Source organism: Paraburkholderia sp. AV2 (genome assembly GCF_054968425.1).
Genome location: NZ_JBANLK010000012.1, coordinates 95048 through 107128 on the forward strand (window position 1 = coordinate 95048; position 12081 = coordinate 107128).

Genomic DNA, 12081 nt, shown 5'->3' on the forward strand with positions numbered 1-12081 from the left:
ATGGGCAACGTTGCTTTGATAAAAACCGTGTGCGCCGACGAGATTCTCGATTCGCGCGGCAATCCGACCGTCGAAGTGACGGTCACGCTTTCGAGCGGTGCGAGCGCGACGGCAGCGGTGCCGTCCGGCGCCTCGACAGGCGAATTCGAAGCGGTCGAACTGCGTGACCGGGACGTTCGCCGATACGGCGGGAAAGGTGTGCTCGAGGCCGTGCGCCACGTCAACCAGGAAATCGCCCGGGTGTTGGCCGGAATGCGGGTGGACGATCAGCGCCGCATCGACGATGCGTTGATCGAGGCGGATGGAACCGCGTCCAAGGCCAGGCTGGGCGCCAATGCGGTACTCGGCGCGTCGCTTGCCTGCGCGAGAGCAGCGGCGCTCGAGGCCGGATTACCGCTCTTTCGCTACCTGGGCGGTGCGAACGCGCATGTGCTGCCGGTTCCCATGTTCAACGTCCTCAACGGCGGCAAGCATGGACACGACGGGCCCGACGTGCAGGAGTTCAAGCTCGTGCCGCTCGGCGCGCCGACGTTTCGGGAGGCGCTGCGCTATGGCGCGGAAACCTACCATGCGCTTGGCACGGTCCTCGCGGACGCGGGCGCATCGACGAACGTGGGCGACGAGGGCGGGTATGTGCCTCAGCTACCGTCCAACGCGGTCGCCATGGAACTGATCGTACGGGCGATAGAGCGGGCAGGGTATCGTCCCGGCGAGGACATCGCCATCGGCATCGATCCGGCCGCCACCTCGTTTTACGAAGACGGCCGCTACGCTCTGCGTCGCGACGGAAAGTCGCTCGATTCGCGAGAGATGATCGCGTACTGGGCGGACTGGCTGAATCGCTACCCGCTGATTTCCCTGGAGGACCCGTTGGCGGATAGCGACTGGAGCGGCTTTGCCGAACTGACGCGCGATCTCGGCGACCGCGTTCAGATCGTCGGCGACGATCTGTTCGTGACGAACCGGACGTTCCTCCAGCGCGGCATCGAAGAACACTGCTGCAACAGCATCCTCATCAAGCTCAACCAGATCGGCACCGTGACCGAAACGCTCGATACCGCGGCGCTGGCGTTCTCGGCGGGCTATACCTGCCTCGTTTCGCACCGCTCCGGCGAGACGGAGGACACGAGCATCGCCGATCTCGCCGTCGCGCTGAACTGCGGGCAGATCAAGTCGGGCGCTCCGGCGCGCGGCGAGCGGGTTGCCAAGTACAACCGTCTGCTGGCGATCGAGCGGATGCTGGGCAACGACGCCCGCTACGCGGGACGAGCCGCGTTCAAACAGCTTCGCAGTGCGACATGAGGGTGCGGCTCGGGCTGGCGCCGTTCACAAGAGGGAGAGAGGGGACATGACGACATCTGTGTCGATTGCCCGCGTGACAGGCGATGAGGTGCTGGATTCTCGCGGCAATCCCACCGTGCAGGTGACGGTCGTGCTCAACGACGGGTCGCTCTCGCGCGCCGCGGTGCCCTCGGGCGCCTCGACCGGCGAGTACGAAGCGAAGGAGCTGCGCGACGGCGATCCGCATCGTTACGGCGGCAGGGGCGTGACACAGGCGGTCAGGCATGTCAACGAGCTGATCGGTCCCGCACTGCGCGGGCTGGCCGCCGACGATCAGTGGCGCATCGACGCGACGCTCATCGAGCTCGACGGAACGGAGTTCAAGGAGCGGCTGGGCGCGAACGCCACGCTCGGTGCCTCGATCGCATGCGCCCGCGTGGCGGCGCAGGTCTGCGGGCTGCCGCTCTTTCGCTACCTCGGCGGGGATGGCGCGCGCGTCCTGCCCGTGCCCATGCTGAACGTGCTCAACGGCGGCAGCCACGGGCACGGTGGCCCGGACTTCCAGGAGTTCATGATCGTGCCGCTCGGCGCGCCGACGTACCGCGAGGCATTGCGGTATGGCGTCGAGACTTACCACGCCTTGCGCACGCTCCTCGTCGAGCGTCACGAGCCGACGAATCTCGGCGACGAAGGGGGCTATGTGCCGGCGCTGCCGTCGAACGAAGCCGCACTGGATCTGCTGATGCAGGCAATCGAGCGCGCAGGGTATCGGCCCGGCGAAGATATCGCGCTGGCGCTCGATTGTGCGGCGGCCGGCTTGTGGCGGGACGAGCGATACGATCTGGAGCAGGAGGGCCGGTGCCTCACGACGGACGAGATGATGGATCTGTGCGGGCGATGGGCCGACCGCTACCCCATCGTGTCGTTCGAAGATCCGTTCATCGACAACGATTGGGATGCCTATGCAAACCTCACCCGCTACCTTGGCGGCCGGCTGCAGATTGCCGGCGACGACCTTTTCGTGAGCAACCGGTCCTTTCTGGTGCGCGGCATCGCGCAGCGTTGCTGCAACGCCGTCATCATCAAGCCCAATCAGGTCGGCACGATCACCGAAACGCTCAATACGGCCCGCATGGCGCTGTCCGCGGGCTACGCCTGCACCGTTGCGCACCGGTCCGGCGAGACGGAGGACACGAGCATCGCCGACCTCGCGGTCGCGCTCAACTGCGGGCAGATCAAGGCGGGCGCCCCGGCGCGCGGCGAGCGGGTGGCGAAATACAACCGGCTGCTCACCATCGAGAGCACGCTGGGCGAGCAGGCGGAATATGCGGGACGCGCCGCGTTCCGGCCTCGCCGCGGCACACACTCGATCCCGTCCGGCCATGAGGCGGGAGCCGGCGAGTCCCGCCCGGCCGGTGCTTCATGATTACCCGCTTTTCCGCACTGCAGTATCTAGTGGAATTCTGTCGATGCACTAGAATTTCCTGAGGGAGACGGGCGCCGCGGTTCATGCTGCGGTGAAACCATCGTGGCACGGGTCGCGGTGTCGATCGACGGAGGCAGACATGAACGGTTACCAGCTTACGTTCTACACCGAGCAGAATCGCCGCCACGGCCATCACACCATCACGGAATGGCTGTTGCACGAGGCAAAGCAATTGGGCATTCACGGCGCCACCGTCATCAACTGCGCGGAAGGGACGGGTCACGCCGGCGCGCATCATGCGGCGCATGCGCTGAGGCTCGCGGATCAGCCGGTCCAGGTCATCCTGGCCGTGACCGAGGACGAGGCGGACCGCATGCTCGATGCGGTCAGGCTGCAACACGTGCATGTGTTTTACACGCGCACGCCCATTGAGTTCGGACTGCTTGGCGACGAGGGACAGACCGCCGAAGCAAAAAAACATTTCCCGCTCTTCGGACGGCGACCTCACTAGGAGAAAATCTCCGGTCTTGCATGTGGCGACCGCTTGCCTATACTCGTCACTGAATCCTGTGGAGATGGCATCCTCCCTTAACCGCCGCGTCTTCCCCTCGCGGCTGATGATGCCTACCAGTCCCCGGGCGCCGGGGCCGGTAGGCATGTCTGACCGGCTCGCATTCACGAGCATCCCGGGCATGCGAATGCCTGAAAAAAGCGAAGAACATGGGATGCGCGAGCGAGTTGTCATGGCATAACCCCCCGTGCTTCACCCACCGCCCGGTCGCGCGAACATCTTTATCGCGCGGGGCAGGGCCGTGCGCCATACGACCTGCGACGCGCCTGCGCCCGCGCGGAGATCGATCATGAGCGCGCGCGACATATTCCTGCAGATCGCGCAGGTCGTCACCGTTCTCGCATTGGCCCCGTTGCTGCAGGGCGTGATTCTGCAGTGGGAGGAGCGCGTCCAGCGCGGACGCGGCCCCGGCATCTTTCAGCCCTACCGCGACTTGCGCAAGCTGTTCCGCAAGCAGATCGTGGTGCCCGAAACGGCTTCATGGATCTACTGGTGCGCCCCCGTCGTCGCGTTCACCTGCATGATGACGGTGCCGATCCTGATCCCCGTGCTCACCGACTTTCCGCTGCCGCTCTCCGACATGGGCGACATCCTGGGCGGCGGGCTCATTCTTACACTCGGCTCGTTCGCGATCGTGCTCGCGGGGCTCGACTCGGGCAGTGCGTACGGCGGTATCGGCTCAAGCCGCTCCGTGATGCTCGGCATCCTCGCCGAGCCGACGCTGATCCTCGTGCTCGTCGGCATCACGCTGCTCGCGAAAGCCATGCTGCCGTTCGTCGTCAATCATCTGCTCGTGCAGCAGCCGTCCGTGTACTGGAGTCCCGCGCATCTCTTTCTCGTGTTCGCATTCTTCGTTCTGCTGCTGGTCGAGACCGACCGGCTGCCGATTCACTCGAGCACCCACATCGAGGTCTACATGATCGAGGAGGCGCGGATTCTCGAATACTCGGGCCCGTTGCTCGCGTTGCTCAAGTGGGCTGCGATGATGAAGCAGTTCATTCTCTACATCATCTTCTGCAACGTGCTGACGCTGCCGTGGGGACTCTCGCAGCAGGGCACGGCACTAGGAGCGGTCGGCGCGGCAGCGGGCCTGTTCGCGCGCATGCTGGTCGTCGCGCTCGTCGTGGTGCTCGTTGAAACGGCGCAGTCGCGGCTGCGCTTCTTTCGGTATCAGGAACCGCTCGCGGCTTCGTTCATGCTTGCGGTGCTCGCCATCGCGGCCAACCAGCTACGGTGACGCCATGCTGCTCGCCCATCTGAGCCCGCTTGCCGCATCGCTCTTCAGCCTGCTGGCGATCGGCAGTCTGCTGCTCGCCTTCGTGATGCTCGGATCGCGCTGGCTCAAGGACTATCTGCTCGCGTTCATGGCCGAATCCTGGCTCATCGCGTTGCTCTCCGGCGCGGTCGGCTACTACGGCCACTATCACGAGCTGTATCTGGTGGCCGTGCTGACCGCATTCTTCCGCGGCCTCGTGCTGCCGTATCTCATCTGGCGCATCATCGCGCGCCTCGCCGTGGAGCGCGAACTGCACGTGATCCTGCAGCCTGGATCGAGCCTCGTGCTCGGTGCGCTGCTGGTGCTCTTCGCATTCGTGGTGTCCAATCACCTTGGCAATGCGCTCGGACTGGGCGGCACCGTGGTCGTGCTTGCGCTCACCGTGATGCTGTCGATGAAGCTCATCGGCTTCCTGATGCTGACCGTCCGCCAGGAAGCGATCAGTCAGGTGCTCGGCCTGCTGATCCTCGAAAACGGTATTTTTCTCGGCTCGCAGATTCTCGTGCCCGGCATGCCGCTGCTGATCGAACTCGTCCTGCTGTTCGATCTCCTTGTGATCGTGGTGAGCTTCGGCGTGCTGGTCCGTTATCTCGTCGCGCATGTCGGCAGCACGAGCAGCCGCGAACTCCGGCGTCTGGTGGGGTGATCATGGTAGAGGGATGGCTCGTTCTCGTCATTGTCGCGCCGCTCCTCGCCGCCGTGGCCGCCACGGCGAGCCAGCACGTCCGGGTGGCCGAGTACGCGAATCTCGCCGCGGCCGGCGTTAGCCTCTTCGCGGCATTATGGCTCGCGGCCCACGTCGATCAGCCGACGACCTTCGTCAACGGCTATCTGCTGTTCGACGCCCTCGGAGCGTGGACGCTTGTCTGCACCTGTCTCGTGTATGGGCTCGCGTCGATTTACGCCATTGGCTACATGCGGCTCATCAAGGAGGAGGAAGCACGCCTGCCGGGCTTCTATGCACTGTTCGCGCTCTTCGCGACGACGATGATCTGCGGTCCGCTGATGAACAACATCGGCGTCTACTGGATCGCCATCGAACTGACCACGCTCGTCAGCACCTTTCTCGTCGGCTTCGAGCGGGGTCGGGAAGCCATCGAAGCGGCCTGGAAATACATCATTGTCGTGTCGGCCGGCATCAGCCTCGCATTGCTCGGCACGGTGCTCTTCTACTGGGCCGGCAGTCTCGTGCTCGGCCCCACCTACGATATGACATGGAATGCGCTGCGGACTGCCGCCCCGCACATGAACCCCGCGCTGATCCAGATGGCCTTTCTGCTCGTGCTCGTCGGCTACGGTACGAAGGCCGGGCTGGTTCCGATGCACACGTGGCTGCCCGACGCACATAGCGAAGGTCCGGCGCCCGTTTCGGCGATGCTCTCGGGCGCGCTGCTCAATACGGCCATGCTCGGCATCGCGCGCTTCCTGACGATTACCGATGCGGCGAGCCGCTCGGTGTTGCCGCGCACGGTGCTCGTGGCGTTCGGCGCGATCTCGCTCTTCGTCGCGGCGTTGTTCATCGTACGGCAGCAGGGCATCAAGCGGCTCATGGCCTGGTCGAGCATCGAGCACATGGGCGTGATCGCGCTCGGAATCGGCTTTGGCGGTCCGCTCGCCATAGCGGCCGTGCTTTACCACATGCTCAATCATTCGCTGAACAAGTCGCTCATGTTCTTCGGCGCGGGAAACGCGATGCGCGTCTATCGAACCAAGGACATCGACGCGATTCGCGGCATATGGGCACGCTTTCCGGTGACGGGCGCCCTCTGGCTCGCGGGCGCCGTCGCCATTACGGGCGCGCCGCCGTTCGGGCTGTTCCTCAGCGAGATCACGCTGATGCGCGCCGGATTCGCAACGCCCAACGCGTGGGCGGTGATCGTGCTGCTGGTGTTGCTGATCGTGATTTTCATCGGCTTCCTCAATCACTTTCGCAAGATGTATCTCGACGCGAGGCCAGCCGAACGGCCTCCATCGAACGGGAATGGCCCTGTGGAGATCGACGCGTGGATGACGCTGCCGATGTGGCTGGCACTCTTGCCGGTATTCGTGCTGGGCATCTGGTGGCCCGAGCCGCTATGGCATTTCTTCGGGGCTGTTGCGGCGGATCTGGGCGGAGGCAATCGATGAGCAACTGCGAGTACGTGACGCTGCGCGCCAACGAACTGCCGGCGCACGCCCGCGCGCTGTTGGCGCAAGGCGGTCGGATGCAGGGCGTCTACGCCTGGTTTCCGGCGCCGGGGCAGGCGCAGTTGCGCTACGTCGCGACGGTGCCGGATCGCGAGCCGTTCTGCGGCTGGTCTGTTGATGTCGATGGTGATGGCGATGGCGAGCCGGTTCCCAGCCTCGCTGCCATCTGCCCGCTACTGGGCTGGCACGAACGCGAGGTCATGGAGATGAGCGGCATCCCGTTCTCGAATCACCCGGAGCCGGAACGACTCGTCACCGCATTTCTGCCGCACGGCGAACGAGGACCTCTGGAGCCACCCGGTACGCAACGTCGGAGTATGGCCGCTACGCTGACTGCGCCGAAGCTGCCGGGCGTCTCGGGCAAACATGTCCAGCTTCTGCCGTTTGGTCCGGTGCGGGCAGACGTAGTCGAATCGGCGCAGTTCATTTTCTACTATCTCGGCGAGGGTATCCTGCACTACCACCCCAATCTGTTTCTCAAGCATCGGGGCATGGAAAAGCAGTTCGAGGGCGTGGACGGCGAAACGGGCACGCTGGTCGCGGAGCGTGTTTCCGGTGTCGACAGCGTGGCCCACGCGCTCGCCTACGCCCAGGCGGTGGAAGACGCGACAGGCTGCGAGGTTCCCGGGCGTGCGCGCTGGTTTCGACTCGTCGCCGCCGAGCTGGAGCGGATCTACAACCATCTGCACTATCTCGGTCACCTGTGTCACACGACGACACTCAAGGTCGGCGAAGCGCAGGGCAAGCTGCTCGAGGAGCAGGCCAAGCAGATCAATGCGCGCGCAACGGGCAGCCGTTTCCTGCGCGGCCTGATCTGGCCGGGCGGCGTGCGGCGCGAGCTGGACGTCTACGCGATTGCCGAAGGCCTCGCTGCGCTCTCGCCGGAAGTCGATCGCTACGTTGGACTGATTGAACGCACCACGAGCCATCTGGATCGCCTGATCTCGACCGCGCCGCTCAGCCAGCAGCTCGCGTTCGATCAGGGTGCGACCGGACCGGTCGAGCGCGCGTCGGGCGTGAACCGCGATTTGCGCCGGGACCACCCGTATGCCGCGTATGCAGCGCTACCGCCGACCGTCGCGATTGCCGAAGCGGGCGACGCGTATGCGCGCATGAACGTGCGCATTGCCGAACTGCGTGCGAGTCTGGCGCTCGTCGACCGGGCGATCGGCGAGGGCGTGCCGGACGGTCCGTTGCGAGCGGACTGCGTCGCGGTCGCGGGGACGGAAGGGCTGGGGTGGGCGGAGTCGCCGCGCGGCACGGTGCTCTACGCCGTCCATTTCGATGCGGACAGCCGGCTCGCGCGAGTGAAGATAAAGGCGCCGTCGTTTGCCAACTGGCGCGTGTTTCCGTCCACGGTTCACGACAGCAACATGATGGACTACGCCATCAACGAGGCGAGCTTTGGCCTGACCGTTTCGGGCTGTGCCCGTTAGCGGCGTGACTCACGCAGCGCACAGGGGAGGAACGCATCGATGTCACTCTGGACCTGGTTTGGCCTGAAGGAGGGCAGTGCGAGCACCGACTGGCCGCTGAAGGGCGTGAAGGACGAAGGGCACGGTCAGCAAGGTGTGCTGGGCATGCCGCGTTACGATCCGGCGAAATGCCGCCCCGACTGCGAGGCGTGCGCAAATGCCTGCGTGACGCATGCGATCTCGTTCGCTTCGTCGAACGAGACGCCCGCGAAGCCCGAGGTGGATTGGGGGCGCTGCATCGTCTGCCAGCGTTGCGTCGAAGTTTGCCCGACGGGCGCGTTCACGGCTTCCGGGGACTGGGCGCTCGGCGTGCGCGAACGCGACGACCTGAAGTGGGAAGAGGCGATGAATCAGCGGATCGCGCGCGAGGTGGTCGAACGAGAACGCCGCCAGTTCGGCCGCAGCCTGCACGTCCGGCATGTCGATGCGGGATCGTGCAACGGCTGCGAGTCGGAGCTGCAGGCGCTCAACAATCCGTTCTACAACCTGCATCGGCTTGGAATCTTCTTCACGCCGTCACCGCGCTTTGCCGACGTGCTGCTCGTTACCGGCCCCGTGACGAAGGCGATGCGCGCGCCGCTGCTCGCGACGTGGGAGGCCATGCCCGCGCCGCGCTGGGTTGTCGCGACGGGCACCTGTGCGGTGTCGGGGGGCGTGAGCGGCGGCAATTACGCGTGCGGCACGGGACTCGACGGCGTGCTGCCGGTGGACGTTTATCTGCCGGGCTGCCCGCCGAATCCGGCCGCGCTGATTCATGCGCTGCTGTTGATCGTCGGGAGAGCCGATCAACGCATGAGAGGAGGGCAGCTTGAGCGCTAACCTGCTTCTGGGTCTTGCCGCCGCGTTGTGGGCGCTCGCGGCGCTCGTCTCGCCTTTGCGCGCCGCGCACGGCGTCGCTCGCGGGTTGCTGGGCACGGGATGCGTGCTTGCGGTGATGGCCTGCCTCGTCGCGCTGCCGGACGGCACCGCCGCCGTGCCGCTGCCCATCGCGCTCGCGGCGCAACCGGTAGGGTTCGCAGTCGAACCTGCGGGCCTCTGGCTGCTCGGCTTCGGGCTGGTACCCGCGGCACTGGCCTGCTGGCTCGGCTCGCCGCTGGCCGGCGCTTCCGGACGGTGGCCCGCCGGTGCCGCGTTCAGCCTGCTCGGCGCGCTTGGCGTGGTTGGTCTGCAGGACGGCATGTCGCTTCTCGTCGCCTGGGAAACCATGAGCCTTGGGGGCGCGCTCATGCTGGCCGGCGAGCGGGCGGACGAGCGCGAGGGCCGGCCGGTCATGCTCATGCTCGCGTTGCTCGAAGTGGGGGCCGTTGCGCTGATGTTCGCGGTTGTCGTGCTCGACCGGGCGGCAGGCGGCATCGGCTTCGACCGCTTCGTCATGAATGCGCCGGGCGCGGCCGGCGTCGTGTCCTGGTTCGCGGGCCTCGCGCTGCTGATCGGCTTCGGGGCAAAGCTTGGGCTGATGCCGTTCTACGAGTGGTTTCCGCGCGCCTATTCCTGCGGTAGCGGCGCAACGGGTACGTTGTTTTCGGGCGTCGTGCTCAACGCGGCGTACTTTGCCTTGAGTCGCGGCTGGAACAGTTGGCTCGACGTATCCGTGCAGAGCGGCACGGCCTTCGGCCTTGGCGTGATCGCGATCGCGGCGGGCGTGGCGAGCGCGATCCTGGCCGTACTGTTCGCATTCCAGCAGGACGAGTGGCGCTCGCTGCTCAGCTATTCGTCGGCAGAGAATGCGTCGGTCGCCGTCGTCATGCTCGGCGCGACGCTGCTCTTTCGCGCCGGTCATCTCGGCGATCTTGCAGGCCTTGCATGGACCGTTGCGTTACTGCATCTCGCGGGTCACGCGCTTGCCAAGGGCGCGTTGTTCCTCACGGCAGACGGCATCCATGCGGCCTGCGGCAGCTACGACATCGTGCCCCGCGGCTGGCTGCGTCGCAGCGGCTTCCTGCTCGGGCTCGGCGCGGTGTTTGCCGTCATGAGCCTCGCTTCCGTGCCGCCGCAGGCCGGGTTCGTCAGCGAATGGTATGTGTTTCAGTCGGTGTTTCAGGGGTTCCACCTCGCGTCCTTCATCGGCCGGCTCGTGCTTGTTCTGGCAGGGGCGGGACTCGCGCTGGCCGCTGCCGTTGCGCTCGCAACGTTCGTCAAGGTGTTCGGCCTCGGTTTGCTGGGACTGCCAGGCATCGACGTCACGCCGCCCGTGCCGCGGACGAACGCGGTTTCGGTGGGGATCCTCGGGCTGTGCGTGCTTGCCGTGGCCGTCGGTGCGCCGCTGTGGCTCAACGCGCTTGCCAGCGGCGCGCAGACGCTTTTTCATGCCAACAGCCCGCAGGCGATGGTGTCGGGTTGGCTGCTCGTGCCGCTCACGGACAAATTTGCCTTCATCTCGCCGACGAAGCTGGTCATCGTGATGCCGCTGCTGGCGATCCTGCCGCTCGCGCTGCTGTGGCTGACGAAACGGCACGCGATTCGCAGGGCACCCGTGTGGTTCGGCGGCATGACGGAAAGCGGGCATGATGCGGCGACGACGGCGCTGACCTTTTCGAATGCCATGCGCACCTTCTACAGCTTCATCTACCAGCCGACCGTCAGCACGACGCGCGAGCACGAGCAGCGCGAATACTTCGTCAAGCGCCTGGTGTTTGCGGCTGGCGTGACCGATCTCTTCGAGCGGCACCTGTTCGACCCTCTGGTCCGGATCGTGACGGCGTGCGCGGAGCGCCTTCGCGCTCTCCAATCCGGCAACCTGAACTTCTACCTTGCCCTGATTGGCGGGTTGCTGGTCGCGATTCTCTTCCTCACGCTGCTGTAGTGGATGCCGGCTCGAAGGGCTCGCCATCTGCCGCTTGCACTATGACGCGCTGCTGCGCGACGCATACGAGTGCATCCTGCGCCGCCTCCGCGCCGGACTGGTCAACGTGTGCCCGGCATGCGTCGACCGGTGCCGCTCAAGCGGCGGCGGCACGAGCGACGGCGCTTGCCGTCATGATGCCGAGGACCGTCATGGTCAGCGACGCGCCGACGTGAATGACGATTTCGCCGGCTGCCCAACCAAGACGGCCTTGCTGCAGATCCGCTACCACTTCCGCGGAGAACGTGGAGAATGTTGAAAGGCCGCCCATCAGGCCCGTAATGACAAAGAGACGCCACTCCACGGGAATATCGGGCTGACGTGCGAAGAACGCGACGGCCACGCCGATGATGTAGCCGGCAATCACGTTGGCGGCAAGCGTGCCCAAGGGGAGATCGGGAAAGAGTCCGTTGAGGCGGACACCGAGAAACCAGCGAAACAGTGAACCTAATGCGCCGCCGATTGCAACCGCCAGAACCGAGAGATACATGATCAATGCCTTTGTTGATTTGATTCGGCCGGATAGAAATGCGCCTTGAAAAGCGTATTCAATCGGCACAACGTTGTAGGCATCATCGGCTCGGAGCGAGCGGTTATGGAGAATGCCATCTCCAGCGGCAAAGTTTAGCAGAGGAGATTGCTGCGTCAAGCAGCATCACGGCGTGCCCGAGGGCCGATAGCTCGCTGCCGGATCGTTGATGCAGCCGTGCATGCGTGCTTACGCGCGTTAATGCCCCGGATAGCATTGCGCGGCGAGCGCGGCATCTGTGTGAACGCCGTCGCGCCTGGCGTAGTCGAGACCGACATGTCGAACTTCGCCAGGACCGATGCCGGGCGAGACTTCACGCTCGGCATGCAGGCCCTCAAGCGCGTGGCGCAGCCCGACGACATCGCGGGCGCAGCCCTGTTCCTCGCATCCGACGCGGCGCGTTGGGTAACGGGTGACACGCTGCGTGTCGACGGCGGCTCGAAGCGCTGACGCCCAGGGAATTCGGGCCTTACGGCCGTGACCCAAGGCCAACG

Annotated in this window: 11 protein-coding genes and 2 riboswitches; of the genes, 10 read left to right on the top strand and 1 reads right to left on the bottom strand. The window is 65.4% G+C overall.

The genetic code is table 11. From position 1 onward, the window contains the following. The 9 genes from eno (V8683_RS11625) (at position 1) to V8683_RS11665 (ending at position 11019) form a co-directional block, all read left to right on the top strand. Positions 1-1302: a phosphopyruvate hydratase gene (gene eno, locus V8683_RS11625; RefSeq protein WP_411191627.1), complete on the top strand. Its 1302-nt coding sequence runs from the start codon at positions 1-3 to the stop codon at positions 1300-1302. A 46-nt stretch (positions 1303-1348) separates the two neighbouring features. After that, positions 1349-2707 (top strand): phosphopyruvate hydratase, encoded by a 1359-nt coding sequence (gene eno / locus V8683_RS11630; protein WP_411191626.1) that lies wholly within the window; start codon positions 1349-1351, stop codon positions 2705-2707. Between the two features lie 139 nt (positions 2708-2846). Next, entirely contained in the window at positions 2847-3218 is a 372-nt protein-coding gene (locus V8683_RS11635; RefSeq protein ID WP_411191625.1) for a DUF190 domain-containing protein, read from the top strand. Between the two features lie 51 nt (positions 3219-3269). Next, a riboswitch (Fluoride riboswitch) is annotated at positions 3270-3341 on the top strand. 226 nt (positions 3342-3567) lie between these two features. Then, entirely contained in the window at positions 3568-4515 is a 948-nt protein-coding gene (locus V8683_RS11640) for a respiratory chain complex I subunit 1 family protein (protein WP_411191624.1), read from the top strand. 4 nt (positions 4516-4519) lie between these two features. Beyond that, positions 4520-5200 carry a hydrogenase gene (locus V8683_RS11645; RefSeq protein ID WP_027796239.1) on the top strand — a complete coding sequence of 227 codons (681 nt, stop codon included), beginning with the start codon at positions 4520-4522 and terminating at the stop codon, positions 5198-5200. Between the two features lie 2 nt (positions 5201-5202). Continuing rightward, positions 5203-6681 (top strand): proton-conducting transporter transmembrane domain-containing protein, encoded by a 1479-nt coding sequence (locus tag V8683_RS11650; protein WP_411191623.1) that lies wholly within the window; start codon positions 5203-5205, stop codon positions 6679-6681. Then, positions 6678-8177, top strand: a complete 1500-nt coding sequence (locus tag V8683_RS11655; protein ID WP_411191622.1) for a hydrogenase large subunit — start codon at positions 6678-6680, stop codon at positions 8175-8177. Before V8683_RS11650 ends, V8683_RS11655 begins: the two co-directional genes overlap by 4 nt. A gap of 39 nt (positions 8178-8216) precedes the next feature. Continuing rightward, entirely contained in the window at positions 8217-9035 is an 819-nt protein-coding gene (gene nuoB / locus V8683_RS11660; RefSeq protein WP_411191621.1) for an NADH-quinone oxidoreductase subunit NuoB, read from the top strand. Further along, a complete protein-coding gene (locus V8683_RS11665) occupies positions 9025-11019 on the top strand; it encodes a proton-conducting transporter transmembrane domain-containing protein (protein ID WP_411191620.1) in 1995 nt (664 codons plus the stop codon). The genes nuoB and V8683_RS11665 overlap by 11 nt, the downstream gene beginning before the upstream one ends. 136 nt (positions 11020-11155) lie before the next feature. On the opposite strand, the gene crcB is transcribed toward V8683_RS11665, so the two are convergent. Next, entirely contained in the window at positions 11156-11548 is a 393-nt protein-coding gene (crcB, locus tag V8683_RS11670) for a fluoride efflux transporter CrcB (protein WP_411191619.1), read from the bottom strand. A 69-nt stretch (positions 11549-11617) separates the two neighbouring features. After that, positions 11618-11680: riboswitch (Fluoride riboswitch) on the bottom strand. A gap of 69 nt (positions 11681-11749) precedes the next feature. Between crcB and V8683_RS11675 the strand changes: the two genes are divergently transcribed. After that, positions 11750-12037 (top strand): SDR family NAD(P)-dependent oxidoreductase, encoded by a 288-nt coding sequence (locus V8683_RS11675; protein ID WP_411192521.1) that lies wholly within the window; start codon positions 11750-11752, stop codon positions 12035-12037. Positions 12038-12081: the final 44 nt, after the last annotated feature.

Bases quoted from the DNA above. Each gene is read 5' to 3' on its own strand.
- eno (WP_411191627.1), top strand. From the start codon at position 1: ATGGGCAACGTTGCTTTGATAAAAACCGTGTGCGCCGACGAGATTCTC.
- V8683_RS11645 (WP_027796239.1), top strand. From the start codon at position 4,520: ATGCTGCTCGCCCATCTGAGCCCGCTTGCCGCATCGCTCTTCAGCCTG.
- crcB (WP_411191619.1), bottom strand. From the start codon at position 11,548: ATGTATCTCTCGGTTCTGGCGGTTGCAATCGGCGGCGCATTAGGTTCA.
- nuoB (WP_411191621.1), top strand. From the start codon at position 8,217: ATGTCACTCTGGACCTGGTTTGGCCTGAAGGAGGGCAGTGCGAGCACC.
- V8683_RS11635 (WP_411191625.1), top strand. From the start codon at position 2,847: ATGAACGGTTACCAGCTTACGTTCTACACCGAGCAGAATCGCCGCCAC.
- V8683_RS11655 (WP_411191622.1), top strand. From the start codon at position 6,678: ATGAGCAACTGCGAGTACGTGACGCTGCGCGCCAACGAACTGCCGGCG.
- eno (WP_411191626.1), top strand. From the start codon at position 1,349: ATGACGACATCTGTGTCGATTGCCCGCGTGACAGGCGATGAGGTGCTG.
- V8683_RS11650 (WP_411191623.1), top strand. From the start codon at position 5,203: ATGGTAGAGGGATGGCTCGTTCTCGTCATTGTCGCGCCGCTCCTCGCC.
- V8683_RS11640 (WP_411191624.1), top strand. From the start codon at position 3,568: ATGAGCGCGCGCGACATATTCCTGCAGATCGCGCAGGTCGTCACCGTT.